This window comes from Pseudomonas sp. LBUM1644, from assembly GCF_059716195.1.
Map to the genome: position 1 here is coordinate 2,614,639 of NZ_CP166812.1, position 21,052 is coordinate 2,635,690.

At 60.4% G+C, this 21,052-nt stretch carries 17 protein-coding genes; 5 read left to right on the plus strand and 12 right to left on the minus strand.

The genetic code is table 11. From position 1 onward, the window contains the following. Positions 1–3: 3 nt before the first annotated feature. From ACA052_RS11775 to ACA052_RS11800, 6 genes are all read right to left on the minus strand, one after another. On the minus strand, positions 4–1,560 hold the full coding sequence (locus ACA052_RS11775; RefSeq protein ID WP_497649817.1) for an AMP-binding protein: 1,557 nt from the start codon (positions 1,558–1,560) through the stop codon (positions 4–6). A 19-nt stretch (positions 1,561–1,579) separates the two neighbouring features. Continuing rightward, on the minus strand, positions 1,580–2,713 hold the full coding sequence (locus ACA052_RS11780; RefSeq protein ID WP_497649818.1) for a saccharopine dehydrogenase family protein: 1,134 nt from the start codon (positions 2,711–2,713) through the stop codon (positions 1,580–1,582). A gap of 49 nt (positions 2,714–2,762) precedes the next feature. After that, the gene (locus ACA052_RS11785) at positions 2,763–4,046 is read right to left on the minus strand and encodes an acyl-CoA dehydrogenase family protein (RefSeq protein ID WP_497649819.1); all 1,284 of its coding nucleotides are present in this window, start codon (positions 4,044–4,046) and stop codon (positions 2,763–2,765) included. A 349-nt stretch (positions 4,047–4,395) separates the two neighbouring features. Continuing rightward, entirely contained in the window at positions 4,396–4,995 is a 600-nt protein-coding gene (locus tag ACA052_RS11790) for an LOG family protein (RefSeq protein ID WP_497649820.1), read from the minus strand. Positions 4,996–5,101: 106 nt separating this feature from the next. Then, positions 5,102–6,514: a MocR-like pyridoxine biosynthesis transcription factor PdxR gene (gene pdxR / locus ACA052_RS11795; protein WP_497649821.1), complete on the minus strand. Its 1,413-nt coding sequence runs from the start codon at positions 6,512–6,514 to the stop codon at positions 5,102–5,104. 150 nt (positions 6,515–6,664) lie between these two features. Next, a complete protein-coding gene (locus tag ACA052_RS11800; protein ID WP_497649822.1) occupies positions 6,665–7,330 on the minus strand; it encodes an FMN-dependent NADH-azoreductase in 666 nt (221 codons plus the stop codon). Between the two features lie 150 nt (positions 7,331–7,480). On the opposite strand from ACA052_RS11800, the gene ACA052_RS11805 reads away from it, so the two are divergent. Continuing rightward, the gene (locus ACA052_RS11805) at positions 7,481–7,936 is read left to right on the plus strand and encodes a carboxymuconolactone decarboxylase family protein (RefSeq protein ID WP_497649823.1); all 456 of its coding nucleotides are present in this window, start codon (positions 7,481–7,483) and stop codon (positions 7,934–7,936) included. Between the two features lie 60 nt (positions 7,937–7,996). Further along, positions 7,997–8,317: a DMT family transporter gene (locus ACA052_RS11810; RefSeq protein WP_497649824.1), complete on the plus strand. Its 321-nt coding sequence runs from the start codon at positions 7,997–7,999 to the stop codon at positions 8,315–8,317. 248 nt (positions 8,318–8,565) lie between these two features. On the opposite strand, the gene ACA052_RS11815 is transcribed toward ACA052_RS11810, so the two are convergent. The 6 genes from ACA052_RS11815 to ACA052_RS11840 all read right to left on the minus strand — a co-directional run bounded on the left by ACA052_RS11815 (position 8,566) and on the right by ACA052_RS11840 (position 16,629). Further along, positions 8,566–10,125 carry an amino acid permease gene (locus tag ACA052_RS11815; RefSeq protein ID WP_497649825.1) on the minus strand — a complete coding sequence of 520 codons (1,560 nt, stop codon included), beginning with the start codon at positions 10,123–10,125 and terminating at the stop codon, positions 8,566–8,568. Positions 10,126–10,238: 113 nt separating this feature from the next. Continuing rightward, on the minus strand, positions 10,239–11,399 hold the full coding sequence (locus ACA052_RS11820; RefSeq protein WP_497649826.1) for an iron-containing alcohol dehydrogenase: 1,161 nt from the start codon (positions 11,397–11,399) through the stop codon (positions 10,239–10,241). A gap of 3 nt (positions 11,400–11,402) precedes the next feature. Then, on the minus strand, positions 11,403–12,794 hold the full coding sequence (locus ACA052_RS11825) for an aldehyde dehydrogenase family protein (protein WP_497649827.1): 1,392 nt from the start codon (positions 12,792–12,794) through the stop codon (positions 11,403–11,405). 7 nt (positions 12,795–12,801) lie between these two features. Further along, a complete protein-coding gene (locus tag ACA052_RS11830) occupies positions 12,802–14,175 on the minus strand; it encodes a glutamine synthetase family protein (protein ID WP_497649828.1) in 1,374 nt (457 codons plus the stop codon). Positions 14,176–14,428: 253 nt separating this feature from the next. After that, positions 14,429–15,994 (minus strand): aldehyde dehydrogenase (NADP(+)), encoded by a 1,566-nt coding sequence (locus ACA052_RS11835; protein ID WP_497649829.1) that lies wholly within the window; start codon positions 15,992–15,994, stop codon positions 14,429–14,431. Beyond that, on the minus strand, positions 15,991–16,629 hold the full coding sequence (locus tag ACA052_RS11840; RefSeq protein ID WP_497649830.1) for a cysteine hydrolase family protein: 639 nt from the start codon (positions 16,627–16,629) through the stop codon (positions 15,991–15,993). Before ACA052_RS11840 ends, ACA052_RS11835 begins: the two co-directional genes overlap by 4 nt. A gap of 100 nt (positions 16,630–16,729) precedes the next feature. Here ACA052_RS11840 and ACA052_RS11845 point away from each other — a divergent pair, with 100 nt between their 5' ends. The 3 genes from ACA052_RS11845 (at position 16,730) to ACA052_RS11855 (ending at position 20,982) form a co-directional block, all read left to right on the plus strand. Then, entirely contained in the window at positions 16,730–17,233 is a 504-nt protein-coding gene (locus ACA052_RS11845; RefSeq protein ID WP_497649831.1) for a winged helix-turn-helix transcriptional regulator, read from the plus strand. A 410-nt stretch (positions 17,234–17,643) separates the two neighbouring features. Beyond that, the gene (locus tag ACA052_RS11850; RefSeq protein WP_497649832.1) at positions 17,644–20,325 is read left to right on the plus strand and encodes a PAS domain-containing sensor histidine kinase; all 2,682 of its coding nucleotides are present in this window, start codon (positions 17,644–17,646) and stop codon (positions 20,323–20,325) included. A 15-nt stretch (positions 20,326–20,340) separates the two neighbouring features. After that, positions 20,341–20,982, plus strand: a complete 642-nt coding sequence (locus tag ACA052_RS11855; RefSeq protein ID WP_497649833.1) for a response regulator — start codon at positions 20,341–20,343, stop codon at positions 20,980–20,982. Positions 20,983–21,052: the final 70 nt, after the last annotated feature.

Sequence of the window (21,052 nt, forward strand, 5' to 3'; positions counted from 1 at the left end):
GAATCAGATCTGGCGTTGCGCGCTATCCCAGTAGCGGGCGCGCAGATCTTTCTTCAGCACCTTGCCCACCGGGCTGCGAGGCAGGCTGTCGATGAAGTCCACGGACTTGGGCGCCATGACGCCACCCAGTCTGGATTTGCACAGGTCGATAAGTTCTTGCGACGTAGCGCTATGGCCCGGATTGAGTTCAACCACCGCCTTGACCGCTTCGCCCCATTTCTCGTCGGGCACGCCGATCACGGCGCAGTCCTGCACGGCTGGATGGCTCCACAAGACTTGCTCGACTTCGCTCGGAAAGACGTTGAAACCACCGGTGATGATCATGTCTTTCTTGCGATCGGTCAGATGCAGGTAGCCTTCGGTGTCGATATGGCCGATGTCGCCGGTGTGCAGCCAGCCGCCGACGATGGTTTGCGCGGTCACTTCCGGCTGCTTGTAATAGCCCTTCATGATCAGGTCGCCGTGCACGCAGATTTCACCGGTTTCACCCCGGGCGAGAATCTGCCCGGCATCGTTCATCACCTCGACACGGATCAGCGGGTTGGGACGGCCGACCGAGGACAGTCGGCTGTCACTGGCCAGTTCACCGTTCACCCGATGTTCGTCCGGACGCAGGTTGGCGATGCCCGCCGGGGCCTCGGTCTGACCGTAGCCACCGGCCATGATCGGGCCGAAGACTTCGATGGCTTTTTTCAGTTTCTCGACCGACATCGGTGCGGCGCCGTACAGCAGATATTTCACCGAGGAAAAGTCCAGGGTGTCGATCCCGGGGATTTCCAGCAGCTTGTAAATCACCGTCGGCGGCAGGAAGAACTCGCTGACCTTGTGCTGTGCGATCGAGGCCAACATCAATGCCGGATCAGGCTTTGGCAGGACGACGACCGTGCCGCCTTGCGCGGTGCAGGGAACCGCGAGCAGGCCGGCGGTGTGTGTCATCGGTGCGGCGGCCATGTTCACTGGCTTCAGCCCGTCCCGGTAAGCACAGGCCAACATGAAATGAGCAATGAACGTTTGCGTGCTGCGGTGCGTATTCATCACGCCTTTCGGCTTGCCGGTGGTGCCACCGGTGGGCGAGAGCATGACCACGTCGTCCATGTCATAGGCGACTTCCGGGCGAGTCGACGGCTGGCCTGCGGTCCAGGTTTCAAGCGACGGTGTATCGCCGTCGGTGCCGTCGATGCAGATCCAGTGTTTGATCTTCGGCAGTGATGGACGGAGGTCGGCCATCACGGCGGCGAAGTCGTGCTGGTAGAACATCACATCGCAATCGAACGAATCGAGGATGTCGGCGTTTTCCTGAACTGCGTTGCGCGCATTGACCGGAATCCAGGTCATGTTCGCCCGCCACAGTCCCAGGGTGCAGGCCCAGGCCGTTACGTCATTGCCGGCCCAGATCGCGCCTTTGGTTTCTTTTGGCAGGTCCAGCGCCAGCAGCGCGTTGGCGATGCGGCAGGACAGTTCGCCAATTTCATTAAAGGTAAAGGACCGCTCGCCCTGGATGTAGGCAATGGCGGCTGGGTCAATGCGCCAACCGCGGTCGTAAAAATCGATAATAGCCATGTCGGTTCCTGTGCTCGAATCAGAGCTGGGTAACGGAGGCGCGGGCCAGGCCACGTTCTTCGAGGAAGCCCAGCAAGTAGCGATGGCCAAAGGCTTTGGAGCCGGAAACGAAACCGACCTTGTTGGTCTCGCCGTCGATCAGCTTGATCGCTGCGGCAACCTGCAAGGCGCCCGTGGCGATGTAAGCGGTGGTGCCGTGAACGGTGGCGCGCACGGAGGAGAGCTGGCCACGGCCAATGGCGGTATCGACCATGCGGGTGATGGTGGTGCGCTCGCGCGGCGGCATGGTCGGCGTGGTCGACTGGACCATTTGCTGGATGACGGCGTCCTGCTGCTCAGGTGGCAGGAACTTATATTCCGACTCCCACTTCTGGCCCATGGAATGCACCATCTGCATCACGTTGTTGTCGTAGAAACCGACGCAGGAAACGCAGGAACGCACCCGTGGATCGTTCTCGAAATACACCGGCAGCGACGTGCCGCCCCATGGCAAGGCGAAGACCGGGGTCAGGAAGTCAGGCGAGGCGATGTTGAACGAGGTGCCCATAGGATGGGGAACGAGCTTCTTCTCCCAGAGGTAGCATTGTTCGGCGCGCAGCAGTTCGAAAATCGAAGCGGTCGAGCCAACGGTGACGCCGGCAGCGCCGCCACGAGGGCCACGGCACAGGGTTGAGGTTTCCAGGGCGTCGATGCCCGGGTGTTCCAACGCCAGTTCGGCGGCGATTTCTGCGTAGGTGTACATGTAGGACAGCGACGGAGATACCACCAGGCCGGCCTGGGCATACAGTTCGCCGAACTGCTCACGCACGTTACGCATGTAGCCTTGTTCGCCGGTTGTGTCGAGGTGGTGGCAACCCGCCTTGAGTGCCGCTTCAACTGCAGTCAGGCCGAATTTGACGAACGGGCCGACGGTGTTGCAAACGACTTTGGCGCCCCGGAACGCGTGGGTCAGCGCTTCGACGGTGTGTTCCGCTTCGATGATTTCGTAGGTGGCCGATTCAAGACGAACCACCCGTTGCGCCATCATTTCCTGAGTGCGGCGGGCATCGCGGGCCACGGCGGTGAACGGGATGTTCTGGTCAATCAGCCAGTCCATTGTCAGCATGCCGGTGTAGCCGCTGGCGCCATAAACAACTACAGGGTACTTAGCCATTTCATTTGATCTCTTGTTTTTGGAGGGTTGTCGGGTAGGTGTGCAGCGGTCAGTTCTGCGACCAGCCTTCGGCGTACAGCTGCTGGCAGAGCAAGCCGACGCGCATGGTGATGATGGTGTTCTCGCCGTCCTCGATCAGCGCCGAGCGGGCGTCGCGGAACAGCTTTTCAATCGGGTATTCGCGGGAAGTACCCGCGCCGCCGAACAGTTGCAGGGCTTCGCTGGCGACCTTCATGCACTCTTCAGTGACGGTCACCTTGGCCGACGCCGTGGCGTAAGGATGGGTGTGCGGGGAGAGGCGGGCATAGGCCAGCGAGCGCCGCGCCACGCCGCGTGACAACTCGACCCGGCGCATCATGTCGCCCAGGCGATAGCGGGTCAGTTGATGATCAATCAGCAACTGACCGCCTTGTTTGCGCTCATGGCAATACTGCAACGCCAGTTCGAAGGCCGAACGGGCGACACCGGTGAACACTTGCGACATGTGCGTACCGGCGTAAGACCACGCTGAGGATTGATTGCCGTAGTACTGGTCTTTCTCTGCCACCGCAAAGCGTCGTGGCACGGTCACGTTGTCGAAATAAATCTCACCCTGGGGCAGCGAGCGCTGGCCGATCTTGTCCAGCGGTTTGCCACGGGAAACGCCCGGCAGGTCGAGCGGGATAATCACCGCCAGGCCATGCGGCCGACCGTCGGCGTCGAAATAACCATCACCATAATCGGCGGTGACGTACGCCAAGCCCACTTGAGCCACTGCACCGTTGGACACCCAGGCCGAGCATTGGCCATTAAGGACGATGTTGTCCTTGCCAACCTTGGCGGTGAGGCTGCCCTTGTTGCCGACCTGATCCTTGGGCCATTCGCGCTTCATGTCGTAGACCATGATGTCGCTGCCCTTGTCTGGATGCGTGATCATCCAGCAACCGATCTTGCCGGCGCACAGCTCCACCAGTTCCTGATTGCCGACGGCCATGGCCATCTGCAACGGGAAGCCTGCAGCGCCCAAGGAAACGCCCAGCCCTGCGTCGCCCCAGCCCATTTCCTCGCCGATCAACGATTCAAGGCGTACGGCGACATCCGGTTCGAACTGCGATAAGAAATCAGGGTCCAGCCCCAGCTTCGCGGCTTCCTGATAGACGGTCCAAAACGGTGAACCCGGCGCGCAGACATCGTCGGCGCTCATTTTGTCGAGTTCCTGGCCGATGGGGCGCAGTACGTTTTTGGCGAATTGGTGCACTGAGTGCTGAACTGCGCGCTCTACTTCGCTGAGCGGCGTTTCGAAGCCGGTCAGGCCGACATCTGGCAGCTGTAAGGTGTCGTGCAACTTGATCATTGTTATTTTCCTCGCCCACAAGTGAAGTGGTTGGGTGCAGGTATCTGCTGGGGAGGAAAATTACGTTGTTTGAGGGTTTACACCCCCCCATTGCCGAGGGGGGAGCGTTACGGGAATGCTTGTAGGTGCTTTTGGCGTAATGCCGGTCAGTTAACAGTTAGCAGGCAATACACGCTTTATGTAGCAGCTGGCGAAGCCTGCGTTCGGCTGCGCAGCAGTCGTGACATCAGCTGATGCGGTGTTTCAGGAAAACCCCGCGCTCAGGTTTTACGACTGCTGCGCAGCCGAACGCAGGCTTCGCCAGCTGCTACGGATTGGGGTGTTCCTTGACTGGTCGGTATCCGCCCAATCAAGGACGCGCAGGCCCAATCCATTTCGTTACGGTCGGGGCTTGCCATCGCTCGAGCGCATCGATCAACGCGGCCGGATCGGTGTCGAAGAGCAGCATCTCGCTGTGTTCGACCTTCATGAAGCCTTCGTCGACGGCATGCTTGAGCAGGCTGCGCAGCGGATTGAAAAAATCGCCGATGTTCAGGCAGGCAACGCCTTTGTGGTGTTCACCGAGTTGCGTGAGGGTCGCCACTTCAAACAACTCTTCAAAGGTTCCCAAGCCGCCAGGCAGCGCAATAAATGCATCCGCCCATTCACTCATGCGCGACTTGCGGCTGCGCATGTCTGGTGTCACTTCATGCTGGGTCAAACCACCATGAAGATGCCCGAGGTCGAACAGCAGGTCCGTGATGATGCCAACCACTTCACCGCCCTCCGCCAGTGCGGAGTCGGCCACGACGCCCATCAAACCCTTGTCGGTGCCGCCATAGACCAGTCGTATCCCGCGTCTTGCGATTTCCCGGCCCAAGGCGTTGGCGCCTTCGACATACGCGGGGTTGAAGCCGTGATTGGAGCCAGAAAAAACGGCAATGCTGCGAAGTGCAGGAGGGATTGGCATCGGATTATTCCCGGATGATTGCAAACCCCCATGTTGCGGTCCGGCGAATACGCCCGAAAGATCCAAGAATGGGCGGTTCGACTGGGCCATGAACACGGCGCGGCGGTTACATCAATTCCAGGATACGTTTGCCAAGCTGTTCGGCGGTGTCCTGCGAGTCGATGTTGGCGAACCCGAGCAGCAGCGCGGAATCGGTCTTGTCGCGGACACCCCAATCGCTCAGGGCTTCTGCGTAAATACCTGCCTGTTGTAGCCGCTCGACCAGCGCGGTGTCGGACTGCTGGCCGGTCAGTCGCAGGATCAAGTGCATGCCGCCCGGCTGGGCATCAATGTGGATGTGATCACCCAAGGCTTTCTTCAAGCCCCTCGCGGTCGCGTCGCGACGTTCGCCGTAGAGCTTGCGCATGCGCTGGATATGGCGAGCAAAGTGGCCCTCGGTCACAAACGTGGCGACAATGGCTTGTGTCAGTTCCGGGCAGCCGCCGAGGAATGTCTGGCTGACCTGTTCGAAGCGTTGCACCTGCGCGTGCGGCACAACCAAATAGGCGAGCCGGATGCCAGGAAACAGCACTTTGCTGAAAGTGCCGCAATAGAGGACTCGACCGTCGCGATCCAGGCTCTTGAGCGCGGGCAGCGGGCGGCTGATGTAGCGGTACTCGCCGTCGTAGTCGTCCTCGACAATCCAGGCTTGCTCCCGGCTCGCCCACTCAAGCAGCTCCAGCCGTCGCGGCAGCGACAGCGACACGCACAACGGGCTTTGATGGGCCGGGGTAACGACGGCTGCGCGTGCGCCTCTGTCCACACCTTCGGCGACCCGCATGCCATCCTGGTCCACCGGCACCGGGGTCGCCTCAATCTGCAGATGTTCCAGCAACTGGCGGGTGGGTCGGTAGCCGGGGTCTTCGACCAGCACGCGATCGCCAGGGTTGAGAAGGGCGTGAGCAATCAGCGACAGCGTATTGCGGTAGCCCGACGTGACGAACACTTGAGCGGGCGAGCAAGTGATGCCACGGGCAACCTGAAGGTAAGTGGCAATCGCGGTGCGCAACGACTCCAGCCCATACACCGACGGATTGGCCATGTCCGGGATCAGCGTGGCTCGAACGCATCGCGTGCCAATTTGCGACCAGATTTTTCTGGGAAAGGCGTCCAGCGCGGGCAGGGCCATTTGAAAGGGCAATACCGGCGATTTTTGCCTGATCGAAGTGCTTCCCGTCGGCCCGGAGGGTCGCGTCGTTCGAGTAGCGAGCGCCTTGACGTTAATGCCGGGCGCCACGACCGTGCCCGCCTGGCCACGAGACTGGATATAGCCCTCGGCGGTCAACAGTGAATACGCGGTATCGATGGTGCCCCGCGCCAGACCCAGCTCCTTGGCCAGCGCCCGGGCCGCGGGGATCCGCTCTCCGGGCGTGAGCGTACCGTCCGTGATCGCGTCACGGAACCGCCAGTAAAGTTGCCGGTAGATAGGCTCGGCGGACGTCGGGTCGAGCGGTGAAAAGCTGTTGATTGGTTTTGCCATAGCCTCGCCCCCCTTCAAGTCAAAACATACAAGCGAGCTTGCAGCACCCTGTAGGAGCTGTCGCAGGCTGCGATCTTTTGATCTTGTTTTTCAAGGGGCAAGATCAAAAGATCGCAGCCTGCGGCAGCTCCTACAGGGGAACAGGAGTAATCACAGAATCGATGAAAAATGTGTGTGCAGTGCTTCATCGGTCCTGCTTCTGGCTTCATCGATTGCTTGTGGACCAAAGGCAGTGCCTTCAACAGAGAAGAACGTTAGTGCATGCAGCCCGATCATGCCCAAAACGGCGGTCAGGTACGGCGTCAGAAAGTCTGGCTGGCGTGGGGTGACTCCGGAAAACCGTCCACCTGATGACACGGCGACATAGACCGGCCGGTCATGCAGCAGGCTGGTCTTGCCGCCCGCGCCAACATTGAAGGTGCGACGAACCCGGGCGATATGATCTATCCAGACTTTCAGTGCAGAGGGCACGGTGAAGTTGTGCATGGGTGTGGCCAGGACCACGACATCGGCACTTTTCAGCTCTTGAATCAGTTCATCCGAGCGGGCGATAGACCCTTCTTGGGAGACGTCTTCGGATGACTGTTGGGAAATCGCGTAGGACACATCGACATGCGACAGGGCCGCGTCCCCCAGCACCCTGTTGATGACGGTTGCCGTCGGATCGCTTTCCAGCAAGTAGCCAATAATGTTTTTAGAGAGCCTGTAGCTTTCGGAAGCTTGTCCGCGAGGGCTGCAACTGACGTGTAGGATTTTCATGATTGCCTGATTCCTGGAGAGGGTGGAGGCATTCATTTTAGGCAGCGCATGCCCCATGCCAAAGGTCCATGAATGGAGCATCTGACTGGGCCATGTCAGTTCGGTTTGGGGAGGATCATGGCCTGCAACACAAGGCGATTCATGGACCTTATCAAGTGGACCAAGTCACCGCACGATGGAGCCTCTTTCAACCCATGAGGATTCATCATGAGCAACCGCATCGACTACTCCAAGGCTTCACCCGAAGGTTACAAGGCGTTCGGCGGCGTGTACGTCTACCTGCAAAAAAGCGGCCTGTCCGCCGAACTGATCGACCTTGTTTACCTGCGGGTTTCGCAAATCAATGGCTGCGCTTTCTGCATCGATATGCACTCGCGGGATCTGCTCAAATTGGGCGTCAGCGTCGACAAACTGGTGCTGGTGCCGGTGTGGCACGACGCAGGCGCGGTCTTCAGTCGTCGTGAGCGCATCGCACTGGATTGGGCAGAAACCGTCACGCAAGTGACCGACACCGGCGTGCCGGACGCTGACTATCAAGCCGCGGCTGCCGAGTTCAGCGAAAAAGAACTGGCTGATCTGACGTATGCGATCGGGCTGATGAACGCCTTTAACCGCTTCGGCATCACCTTCCGCACACCTCCCGCTGCTGCCAACGTGCAGTAAACCTCTCAGCACACTCGCCGGGCCGAAACGCCTGGCGAGTCAACCTACGGAATTATCATCATGGCCTGGGCACTGCTTGGCATCGCTGGCATTCTCGAAATTGCATTTGCGTTCTACATGAAAGGCTCGGAAGGGTTCACCCGATTGATCCCCGGACTGATTGCCGCCGCCACCGGATTATCGAGCGTTTTTCTGCTGTCACTGTCGCTGCGAACACTGCCGGTGGGCACCGCTTACGCGGTGTGGACGGGTATCGGCGCGGCCGGCACCGCAATTCTGGGCATGGCGCTGCTCGGCGACGCCACCACGGTGCTGCGAATCGTCTGCATCGGGCTGATTCTGGCGGGCGTGATCGGGCTCAGGTTGGTCTCGGGAAACTGAGGACCCTCACTTCTTCGGCGATTTACTGCTGCCGGGTATGTGCAAGTAAGCCATTTCTCCAGCAGCACATCCTGGTCGGTGATCGCGGCCAGGCGGTAAGCGGCGTTTTTGTTGCGGATGATGGCTAAATGAAACTGTAGGAGCGAGCTTGCTCGCGATGGACTTCAGAACGCCGCGTTTACCCAGGTATCACGCGGTTTCGTTAACGACCATCGCGAGCAAGCTCGCTCCTACAGTGCCCCAGGTGCTCAACCCGCCGGTTTATTCAACGCCGCTTCAGCCGCTGCGATTTCAGCCTGGCGCTTGACGATCAGGTCGCCCATCGGCGGCCCCTGGAAGCGTCGGGCCTCGAAGCCGAACCAGACGATGGCCGTCAGCACCAGGAAGCCAATGGTGATGTACAGCGCCCAATCGTTCGGTGGCTGGATGCCGATGACGAAAATCACCACCATCGAGAGCACCGAGAGAATGGCGAACAATGAGTACAAGCCGCGTCCGATGTTCCAGGGCCCCATGGTCGGCCACTTGGAGGTGCCATAGGTGAACAGGCCGAGCACGATGGGAATGATGAACGAGAAGAACAGGAAGATCACCGTACAGGAGACCACAATCGTGTACACCGGCGTGGCTCCGATCGAAATGACCGACGATCCCCAGTCGAACAGCACCGCCAGCGTCGCCCCGGTCCAGATGGCCGCCACCGGGCTGCGATAGGTCGGCGAGACCGAGGCCAGCGCTTTCGAGCAGGGCAGGCCACCGTCGCGGGAGAACGCGAAAATCATGCGTGAGACCGAGGTGACGGTCGCCAGCCCGCAGAGAAATTGCGAGATGAAAATCGCCACGTACAGCGCGAGTTTCACGTTCGGATTGACCTGGGTGTCCATGGCCCAGAAGAACACATTCCAGCCCTGTTTCGCCGCGCCGTCCATGCTTGGCAGCATCAGGACGAACGAGCTCAGCATCACCCACCCGAACAGCAACGACCAGACCACCGACATGACCATGCCCCGTGGCACCGACATGGCTGCATTGCGGGTTTCCTCGGAGGTGTGCGCGGAGGCGTCATATCCGGTGATGGTGTAGATCGGCAGCAGCAGGCCGAGCATGAACACCCAGCTGTTCGAGACCTGTGGCCAGACACTGCCGCCGGCTTCGCCGGAATAGTTGCCGAAAGTCCACAACCTTACGAACTCATAGCTGGGGGCCGAGATCAGGCAGACGATGGTGAGTGCGAGCGCGGTGGCGAAGATCAGATAGCCCGAGAAGTCGGTGAGCTTCGCGGTCAGGCCGATACCCAGGTGGTTGCACAAGGCCTGGACGCCGGTCAGGATCGCCAGGAATATCACCCTGACCGTGGTGGTGTCTTCCATGCCGAGGGCGGGTCCGAAAGCACCGAAAAAGAAGTAATAGGTGCCGACGTTGATCGCGCCGAGCACGGTGACCAGCCCGAGCAGATTGAACCAGGCGGTCAGCCAGCCCGTGAAGCGGTTACCGAGAATCGAGCCCCAGTGATACAGGCCGCCAGCGGTGGGGTAGGCCGAGGAAATCTGCGCCATGGCCATGGCGAACACCCCGGAGATCAGGCAGCCGATGGGCCAGCCGATCCCGATCGCTGCACCCCCCGCGCCCGAGGTGCCCTGGGCCAGTGAGTTGATGCCCCCCGAGAGGATGCAGATGATCGAAAAGGAAATCGCAAAGTTGGAGAAAACGCCCATTCGTCGCGAGAGCTGCTGGGCATAGCCCATGCTGTGCAGCACCTTGACGTCATCGTCGTGCGCGTCGGTGCCGGGCTGGATTGCTGGGTTCATTCGTGTGTACCCCTTCAGGTTTGATTCAATCCATTGGCGGCTGCGCAATGGGCTGGCTTTCAACACCTTGTCGTACTGCTCCGTTTTCGAACCGATACAACTGACTGCTCTGTCTAGAGGCGGCCGTGAAACGCCGCTTCGAAAATTTGCGCCGCGCCGGGCCGGGTCAGTGGCAGCGGATTGCCGCCGGCCGACGGGTCGACAATCGCCATGTCCGCGATCAGATCTGCTTGCCGATCATCCACCCCGAGCTCAAACAGCGTATGGGGTACGGCGATGTCCTTGCGCAATTTGAGGACGAAGGCCAGGAAGCTGTCGAACCCCGGGGAAGGCAACCGCAAATAAGCGGCCAGGCGCGTGATGCGTTCTTCGATGGCCGGGCGATTGAACTTCAATACGTAGGGCATCAAGGTGGCATTGGTCATGCCGTGATGAGTGTCGTAGAGCGCGCCGATCGGATGCGCGAGGGCGTGCATTGCGCCCAGGCCTTTCTGGAACGCGGTGGCGCCCATCGCGGCGGCCGCGAGCATTTGGCCTCGGGCATCCAGGTCGGAAGGGGTGTGTACGGCGCGCACCAACGCGCTGGCCACCAGGCGCATGCCTTCCACGGCGATGCCATCGGCCAGTGGGTGAAAACCGGGCGCGCAGTACGCCTCCAGGCAGTGCGCCAACGCATCCATGCCCGTACCGGCGGTTATCTTTGCCGGCATTCCGACCGTGAGGGCCGGGTCGCTGATGACCACGCGCGGCATCATTTTCGGGTGGAAAATGATGCGTTTGGTGTGCGTGCGCTCATCGATGATAACGGCCGCACGGCCCACCTCGGAACCGGTCCCGGCGGTGGTCGGTACTGCGATGACTGGGGCGATACCGCTTTCGTCGGCACGCGTCCAGTAGTCACCGATGTCTTCGAAGTCCCAGACCGGTCGGGTCTGACCACTCATGAACGCGATGAGCTTGCCCATGTCCAGGCCGCTGCCACCGCCGAAGGCAACCACGCCATCGTGCTTGCCGGCGCGCCAGGCATCGAGCCCGCCGGCCAGGTTGGCTTCCACAGGATTGGGCTTGAGGTCGCAAAACAGCGCGACGCCAAGGCCCGCGGTGCGTAACGCGTCCACCGCCGCAGTGGTGATCGGCGCACGTGCCAGGCCACTGTCGGTGACCAGCAAAGGTCGCTGGATACCGTGGTTGCGACAGACCTCGGCCAGCTCGGTGATGCGACCGACACCGAAGCGGATGCTCGTGGGGTAGTTCCAGTTTCCAGTCAGGCTCATGGCCTACACCTCGTGGCGCAGATGGAAAGATTTGGCTCGGGTCAGGTGCTCGTAGCCCAGGCGCGACAGCGTGACACCGCGCCCACTGTTCTTCACCCCGGTCCAGGCCAGCGCCGGGTCGAGGTAATCGCAGCGGTTCATGAACACGGTGCCGGTGTCGATCTCGTTGCCCAGCTGTTCGGCGGCGGCAAGGTCTTGGGTCCAGATCGATGCACTGAGCCCGAACTGACTGTCGTTCATCAGGGCGATCGCCTCGGCATCGCCGGCCACCGGCATGATGCCGACCACCGGGCCAAAGCTTTCGTCGCGCATCACTGACATTTGATGGGTGACGTCCACCAACACCTGCGGCGCGAGGTAGGCGCTGCCCGGCGCATCGGCAGGGAAATCCTTGGCATCAATCAACGCGCGGGCACCTTGGGCCAGGGCTTCAGCGATCTGTTCGCGCACGAAGTCGGCTGCGGTTGGCGTGACCATCGGGCCGAGCGTGGTGGCCTCGTCCAGCGGATTGCCCAGGATGTATTGGCGGGTCAGGGCGACGAAGCGCTCGACAAAGGCCGGGTAGATTTTTTCATCGACATAAATACGTTCGATGGCGCAGCAACTCTGCCCGGAATTGAAGAAGCTGCCGTCCACCAGGTTTTCCACTGCATATTCAAGGTTGGCATCTGCACGGACGTAGGCCGGGTCTTTGCCGCCGAGCTCCAGGCCCATGCCGAGGAAACGTCCCGTGGCAGCACTTTCCATTGCGCTGCCGCCGCCGACAGAACCGGTGAAGTTCACCTGCTGCACCCTCCCGGAGCCAATGATTACGCTGGTGTGCTGATGATCGAGTACCAGGTTCTGGAACAGGCCTTCGGGCAGATGGGCACGGCGAAAGGCCTCGGCGAATCGCTCGCCCACCAACAGCGTCTGCGAAGCGTGTTTGAGGATGACGCTGTTGCCCGCCATCAACGCCGGAATGATCGTATTCACCGCCGTCAGATAAGGATAATTCCATGGCGCGATGACCAGCACCGTGCCCAACGGTTCACGTTTGATGTGCCGACGAAAACCCGCGACAGGCGCCGGTTCTATCGCTGCCAACGCCTCCGGCGCGATGTCGATCATATGCCGGGCCCGCTCTTCGAAACCGCGCAACTCGCCGGCGCCAAAGCGCACCGGGCGACCCATCTGCCACGCCAGTTCCGGGACGATTTCAGCTTTCATCGCCAGCATTGCATCCACGGCGGCACTGCAAAAGGCCGCACGTTCGCTCAGTGGTCGGCGTTTCCATAACGCCTGGGCGGTTGAGGCCGCCGCCAACGCCTGCTCGATGTGCGTTTCGTCGGCGCAAGGGCGTTCTGCATAGAGCCGGCCATCGACCGGTGAAATGAGTTCAATGTTCGAAGTCATGGCGGTCTCAATAGCGCTCGAAGCCGCGCTGCAGTTCCCAGTCGGTGATCCGTCGGTCGTACTCTTTCTGCTCCCATTCGGCGGTGTGCACGTAGTGGTCGACCACGTCGTCACCCAGCGCCTCGCGCAACATGGCCGAGGCCTTGAGCGCGCTGCAGGCATCGCGCAGGGTCTTCGACACTTCGGGCAAGTGTTCATCGAGATAGGCATCGCCTTCAAAGGGCGGTGCAAGGCTGAGCTTTTCGTCGATGCCGGCCAGGCCCGCAGCGATCAACGCGGCGAAGGCCAGGTAAGGGTTGAGATCGGCGCCGCCGATACGGCATTCGATGCGGATCGACTTGCTGCTTTCGGCGCACAAACGGAAGCCCGCGGTGCGATTGTCCAGGCTCCACACCGCCCGTGTCGGCGCGAAGGTGCCGGCCTGGAAGCGTTTGTACGAATTGATGTAGGGCGCGAGAAAACAGGTGATGTCGTTGGCGTATTTGAGCTGCCCGGCCACCCAGGAGCGCATCAGCGCCGACATGCCGAACTCGGCTTTAGCGTCGAAAAACAGCGGCTTTTTGGCGTTCTTGTCCCACAGCGAATTATGGATATGGCTGCTGGACCCGGCGGCGTCGTAGCGCCACTTGGCCATGAACGTGATCGCCTTGCCTTGCAGTTGCGCGATCTCTTTGCAGGCGTGTTTGATGATGACGTGGTGGTCGGCCATGGTCAGGGCATCGGCGTAGCGGATGTTGATTTCTTCCTGGCCCGGGCCCCATTCACCCTTGGAATTTTCCACGGGAATCCCGGACGCCTGCAGATGTTTGCGAATCGCCCGCAGCACGGGTTCCTCGCGGGTGGTCTGCAGGATGTTGTAATCCTCGATGTAGTGACCGGCGGTTTTCGGTTTGTGGTAGTTGCGCTCATGGATCGCTTCGTAGCTCTCGTCGAACAGGTAGAACTCCAGTTCCGAGGCGAACATGCCGGTGTAGCCGCGCTCGCGCAGGCGCTCGATCTGCTTTTTCAGGATCGCCCGCGGGCTGTGCGGCAAGTCCTGCCGATGGTGATGATCGAGGACGTCGCACAGCACTAGCGCCGTGCACTCCAGCCATGGCACGCGACGCAGCGTTGACATGTCCGGCTTGAGCACAAAGTCGCCGTAACCTTTGCTCCAACTGGCGGCGGCATAACCCGGCACCGGTTCCATGTCGATGTCATCGGCCAGCAGGTAATTACAGCAGTGGGTTTCTTCATGGCCGTTGTCGATGAAAAACTCGACCTGGAAGCGCTTGCCAACCAATCGACCTTGCATGTCGACCATGCAGACCAACACGGTATCGATTTCGCCGGCGGCCGCGGCGCGCTTGAGTGCCTCGAAACTCAGAAGGGGTTCGGTCATCACGTCAATCCTGCGTGAAGGGTTTGGGGCTGTCTGATTAGCTGTTGCAGACGCTCTTCAGAAAAACCCAAAACCTGCAGGAGCGAGCATCGTGAGCAATTAGCTGTTGAGAGCTTAGCTGAATGTTGCTGAACGCAAGTTTTGCTGATTAAAAGCCAACGGTAGGAGCTGCCGCAGGCTGCGATCTTTTGATCTTGCCTTTGAAAAACAAGATCAAAAGATCGCAGCCTGCGGCGGCTCCTACAGGGGGAATCTATTCACCGTCCATAAAGCGTGGCAGTCCCAGTGGGTTGGTAGCACGCAGTACCTCGGGCAGTAGCGCGTCGGGAAAACCCTGGTAGGACACCGGGCGCAAGAAGCGTTCAATCGAGGTCATGCCGACCGAGGTGAAGCGGCTGTCCGACGTCGCCGGAAACGGCCCGCCGTGAACCGTGGCAAATGTTACCTCCTGCGGATGGGCGAAGGCGTTGACGACGATGCGTCCGGTGCGCCGTTCCAGGACCGGCAGCAAGCGCCGGGCCAGTCGTGTGTCACCTTCCTCAACGTGCATCGCGGCGCTGAGCTGGCCTTTGAACGCGCGTGCAACGGTGAGCATTTCATCCTCATCCCTGACCTTCACCAGCAGTGCTGACGGGCCGAATACTTCTTGCGCAAGCACCGTGTCAGCCAGGAAGCGCTGGCCGTCGACCTCAAGCAACGCCGACCGGCCATCGAAATCGGCACGGGCTGCCGAGCCTTCGGCCAGGAGATTTGCCCCGGCATTTTCCAAGGCCGCGAGACCGCTTATATAGGACGCATGAATTCCCGGTGCCAACAGGGTGCGTGCCGATGCCTCGGACACCCGCTTCACCATCGCGGCCCGCAGCGCCTCAAAGCCAGATCCTTCGATCGCGATCAGAATGGCGGGTTTGAGGCAGGCTTGTCCGACATTGACCAGCATCCGCTCGACAAACCCATCGCCGATCTGTTCGCCGCGCGTGACCAGTGCATGGGGGAGGATGAACGTCGGGTTGACGCTGGTCATTTCGGTAAACACCGGAATGGGGGCGGGGCGCAGTTGCGCTCGGCGATACAGCGCCATGCCGCCACGCTCCGAGCCGGTGAACGTGACGGCCTGGACCAGCGGATGATCGACCAGCGCTTCGCCGATTGCGTTTCCGCTGCCGCGCACCATCGAGAAGACGCCTTCGGGCAGACCGTGGTCTTGCACGGCCTTGCGAATCGCCCGCGCCTGAATTTCCGAAGCGCCGGGATGAGCGTTATGCGCTTTCAGGATGACGGTCGCGCCGGCTGCCAGTGCCGACGCGGTATCGCCACCGGCGACCGAGTACGAGATGGGAAAGTTGCTCGCACCAAAGATCGCCACCGGGCCGATCGCTATTTTCTGAAGGCGATGGTCCATGCGTGGGCGAGGCTGCCGATCGGGCTGTGCCGGATCGACGGCGAGCTGCAGGAAGCGCCCTTTGCGCACGACATCGGCGAATTGACGGAACTGGGTGGCGGCTTTGGCGGCCTCGCCCTCAAGCTGGACCTCAGGCAGACCTGTTTCGAGCGCGGCCCGTGCGGCAAGGTCGGTGCGCACGGCGTCGAGATTGTCGGCAATGCTGTCGAGGAACGCCGCGCGCTGCACGAGCGAGGTATGGCTGTAGCCATCAAACGCCTCGTCGGCGAGTGTCGCGGCCCTGTTTACATCCGCCAAGCCACCCAAGGCGAATTCTGGCTCGATCAACTGGTTCGTCGCGGGGTTGAGCGCCTTCATCGTCCCTTCGGTTGCGGCGGCATCGTTTGCGCCAATGATCAGATGGCCTGTCAGCTTCATTGTGTCACCGCCTGCTGGGTCAGGGAGGCGACGAGTTCGTCGGTCGTCACAATGGCGTGGGCGAACGTGGGGCCGTTCAGTTCATGGGCGGCATGCATCATTTCTGGTCGGAAGGCCGCGGTCGCATCTCGCACCAGGGTGACGTGGTAGCCAAGCTCCTGCGCGTAGCGAGCCGTCGCTTCAATGCACGTATTGGCCAGCAGGCCGACGATGACCACATGCGTAATGCCTTTCTGCTTGAGGCGAAAATCAAGGTCGGTGTTGGCAAAACCGCTTGAACCCCAGTGCTCCTGAACGACGATGTCGCCGTCCCTTGGCGCGAAATCGGGGTGCCATTCGCCACCCCATTCGCCGCGTGCAAAGTGATGCATGTGCATGATCTTGCATTGAGTGGGGCTCGGATGATCCCAGTTTTCGTAGTCGCCTTGTTCCCAGCGGTGGTGCGGTACGATCACCACCGGCAGGCCGAGGGCACGCACGGTACGGTCGAGGGTACGCAGGTTGTCCAGCAGGCCGACTTGCTGGGCAATCGGTTCGATCAAGGGGTAGACCTTTCCGCCTTCCGACAGAAAATCATTGTAAGGATCGACCAGCAGGTAGGCCGTTCTGTTGAGAGGATAGGTAGTATTCGACATCGCGGTGTTCTCCTGGGATTTTGGGTGATCAGTGCGGTGAGCTTGTCTTCGTTCGCTGTAGATATGATAATCATAGTAACTGTAAAAGAGGCAAGTCCGCATGTCGGTAAACACACCTTCTTCCGAAACCCTTTGCCCGGTTGCGCGAGCCGAGGCCGTCGTGGGCGACCGATGGACCGTTCTGGTCCTGCGGGAGTTGTTCATGGGGAGCCATCGGTTCGACGAGATCCAGGCGCAGACCGCAGGCACACCGCAAATGGTCGCCGCACGTCTGAAAAACATGGAGGCTGACGGGCTCGTCGCACGCCGCCCCTACAGCGAGCGGCCGCTTCGCTACGAGTACCACCTCACCCCGAAAGGGAACGCTTTCTATTCTGTGATTCTTGCGCTACGTGCCTGGGGAGAAACCTGGTGCAAGTCGCCAGAGGAGGAATTGGCGGTCGTGTATACCCACAAGGCCTGCGGTGAGACGGCCGGGTTAGGGCCGCTTTGCGCACATTGCGGCCAGCTATTGCGCCGTGAAGAGTTGAGCAGCGAGCTCGGCGTGGCGTATTCCGCAGAACGAACAGCGCGGCGGGAGGCGTTCAAGGGGAATCGGCAGTGAAAATGCGTAATGGCCCGCGTCTGTTTGCGCTGCCTGATCCTGGCTGTCAATAGGTAAAATCCTCCAGGTCAACAAGGAAATGGCTTGTGCGGGTCCGCTTGCAAAAATCAGTATGATTGCTACGTAACTAGCTATTGGCCATCACTGTTGATCTCTGCGATTTGAACCACTGAAACCGGTATCAGCTAGGGCAAAACTGCCACCTGAGCAACGTACGTCGGCCTGAACATTCCCCCTTCAAATTCCGTAGTAATGTGTGCGCCCAATTTCCTTAGGCAACCTGCGACCTTAATTTCGCCTCCTTCGATGACGCGACCTTTTTCGAGCCTGGCTCGATTACCAGAGGGTCTACGGCAGGGCGTTGGTCATACCTCCTCATTCCCTTTGTGAGCGCTGAGCCCCGGATTGTTATGCGAGTATTGCGCTTCAAAATATGTATTCGCCCGGACTCACGCCCCTACCTGTTGATCTGGAGTGTCTGCGTCACGCTGCTGATTCTCATCCTGGGGCTGGGCAGTTTGATGTTGTGGCGTGACCACCAGGACCGCCAGCGCACTGTCAGTTTTCGCACGCAATTGTTCGCCGCGTCCATTGCCGGTTATACCGCGACAGCCTTGGAGCAGCGCCGCTTCGCCATGGATGCGCTGGCCAATCATCTGCTGGGTCTGGACTGGCCACTGACCGACGCCCAGGTCGACAGCGAGCTGGCACGATTTGTAGATTCCGACCCGCAAAGCGGGCCGTTGTTCGTCGGTGCCGGGGAGCGGCACTGGTCACTTCCCGGCGCCGCTTTCCAAGGCATCGATTGGCAGCCGCCGCATGAGGTCGGTCGTGAGGTCTGGTTCGAGGCCAGTGTGCAACAGGGCGACCGGCTCTTGTTGCCGGTGTTTCGCCGTTACGAATGCCCCAACGGAAAATGGTTGACCGTTGGCGCGCTCGTGCCACTGACCAATCAGCGGGATTACTTCGCCAGTCTTGGCTACACATTCGATATTTCACTGGTGTTGCTTGACCTGCAGGGCGCGGTGTATCGGCAGCAAGGCCGGCTACCCGCGCAAGCGCGCGTGCCAGGCCCGACGGGCGTGCAATGGCTGCGGGAGGTCGAGGGGGAGGACATCCTGCTGGTGCGCAACGCCGTGCAGAATTATCCGTTGCAGGTGGTCGTCGCCCGGTGGCCGGAGGAATACCTGGCCCAATGGAACGAACAGAGGCGCTTCACGGTTATCGTCCTGTTGCTCACCTGCTTCGTGATCCTGGCGGCATCCGTCGGGCTAGCGTCTGCCTGGCGGCGCATCGGGCGTGGCGAGCAACGCTATCGTCGATTGTTTCAATCGATTCACGATGGCGTGCTGTTGCTGGGCGAGTCGGGTGTCCAGGAAGTCAATGACCGAGCCGCTAAGCTGTTCGGTGTCGACGGGGTTGAGCGCCTCTGTACCTACCGCTTCGTCGACCTTTGTTACCCCGAGCAATTGAACCGTAGCCAGCCGTCGGACATTGCGCAGTTGTTGTCTTGCGCTGCCAGCGGCGCCGAGTTGTGTGCGACGTTGAAATTCAGGCGCCTGGATCAGGACGATTCGTTTATCTGCGAAGTGCATTTTTCTCCGATCCGGTTGGGCAAGAAGGTCTATGTGTTGGCCTGTCTGCATGACATTTCGGCCCGACAGCAAACCGAAAAGGCCCTGCAGGTATCGCAGCATAAGTTGCTCGAGGCGCAACTGATCGCCGGTTTGGGGGTGTGGTCCTGGGAGGTTGGCGCCGAGTACGCCACGTGGACGGATGAGTGTGCGCGAATATTCGGCTTGCCGGCGATTTCCGGTGAGTGCACCTATGGCAACTTTTTCGACAGCATTATCGCCGACGAGCGACGGCTGGTTCAGCAGGCGTTTGATCGGGCGCTGGAAGGCGAACGGCTAGACATAGAGCTGCAGATTCGCCGGCCCGACGGGCAACTGCGCAATATCCTGATCTGCGGCGAGCTGCGTCCGCAGGGCGAAACACCTGTGCTGCTCGGTGCCTTGCTCGACATTACTGAGCAGAAGCGGGTGGAGCGGCGGTTGAGCGAGGGAGAGCGACATTATCGCGAATTGGTCGAGTTGCTGCCGGAAGGGCTGCTGATCCTCCGCGACTATCGGGTGATCTTTGCCAACGTGGCGGCGGCCAGGCTCTTCGCCGCCAAGTCGGTCGAGCAATTTATCGGGGTGAATGTCTTTACCATGATCGACCCCGGTTTCCACCAACTGGCCATGGATGACCTGGCGCTGGTCCTGCAGCGTGACCATGCGCCGGCGTTTACGTCGCGGCAGTACCTGAGGCTGGATGGCTCGGCGATTGAAGTCGAGATGGCCGCGCGCTGCCTGTTTCTCGATGGTCAGAGGTGCATTCAAGTGATGGTGCGTGACGTCAGCGAGCATCGTCGATTGCAAGGGGACCTTGAGACCGCCAACGGGCGATTGCAACGCCTGTCCGGCCAAATCATCGAGGTGCAGGAGAGTGAGCGCCGGCATCTTTCTCGGGAATTGCACGATGATATCGGGCAGTTGCTGACGTGCATAAAAATCAGTGCTTCCGGGATTCAGCGTCACCTGGAAGGCGAGATCGAACAGCGGCAATCCGTGCTGGTGCGCATTGCCGATGAGGCGTTGAGCAAGGTCCGCGATCTCTCGCGCATGTTGCGCCCGGTACAGTTGGACAGCCTGGGGCTGGTGGCGGCGATGCGTTGGCAGATCGACAATTACCTGCCTGACAGCGTCGATTGCCTGCTCGATTGTGTCGAGCTGCAACCGCGCTCGGCGCCGTGCGTGGAAATCACCCTGTTCAGGATTTTCCAGGAGGCGCTGAACAATGTGCTCAAGCATGCCGCCGCCCATTCCGTGGAGATCAGGTTGGCGCGGTTCAACAAGAGCATTCACTTGAAAATAGCCGATAACGGACGTGGTTTTGACTATGAAGCGGCTTTGTCCGACGGCAGTGGCATGGGCTTGATGAGCATGGCAGAACGCGCCAAATTGCTGGGCGGCGAGTTTGTTTTGACGTCGACCAGGGGGCAGGGTACGCAGCTCTTGGTCAGCATCCCGGACAACAATAATAACTAACGAGGAAACGAAGGCATGACTGTTCGAATTGTCCTGGTGGACGACCACAATCTGGTGCGCGCGGGCATTCGGGTATTACTCGGAGACTGGGGGTACTCGGTGGTTGCCGAAGGCTGCGATGGCGACGATGTCGAAAGGCTGCTCGAACTGCATCAGCCGGATGTCCTGCTGATGGACATCACCATGGAGCGGTTGTCCGGCCTGGAAGCGCTGAAGAAGCTGCGCGTGCGTTGGCCTGCGCTGCCGGTGATTCTGCTGTCGATGCACGACACCCGTGACTTTGTTCTCAAGGCAATGCAAGAGGGCGCCTCGGGTTACCTGCTCAAGGATGCGGCCGAGGTCGAACTGCGGATGGCTATTCAGGCCGTGCTCAGTGGACATCGCTACCTGAGTCCGAAAATCTCCGGCCGTGTCATCGAGGCCATGAACGCACAAGGTTCCGAACCCGAAGAAATCACCCTCACGGCGCGTCAGCGCGAGGTGCTGTATTGGCTGGTCAATGGCAAGACCAACAAGGAAATTGCCTACCAGCTCAACCTCAGCGTCAAGACGGTCGATGCGCACCGCGCGCAACTCATGGTGCGTCTGAACATCCGCGACCTTGCCGGGCTGGTGGTGTATGCCATCCGCCAGGGCATCCTCGATCTCGGCAAGTAATAACCCTGAAGCGACCTGTAGCAGCTGGCGAAGCCTGCGTCCGGCTGCGCAGCAGTCGCAAACCCTGAGC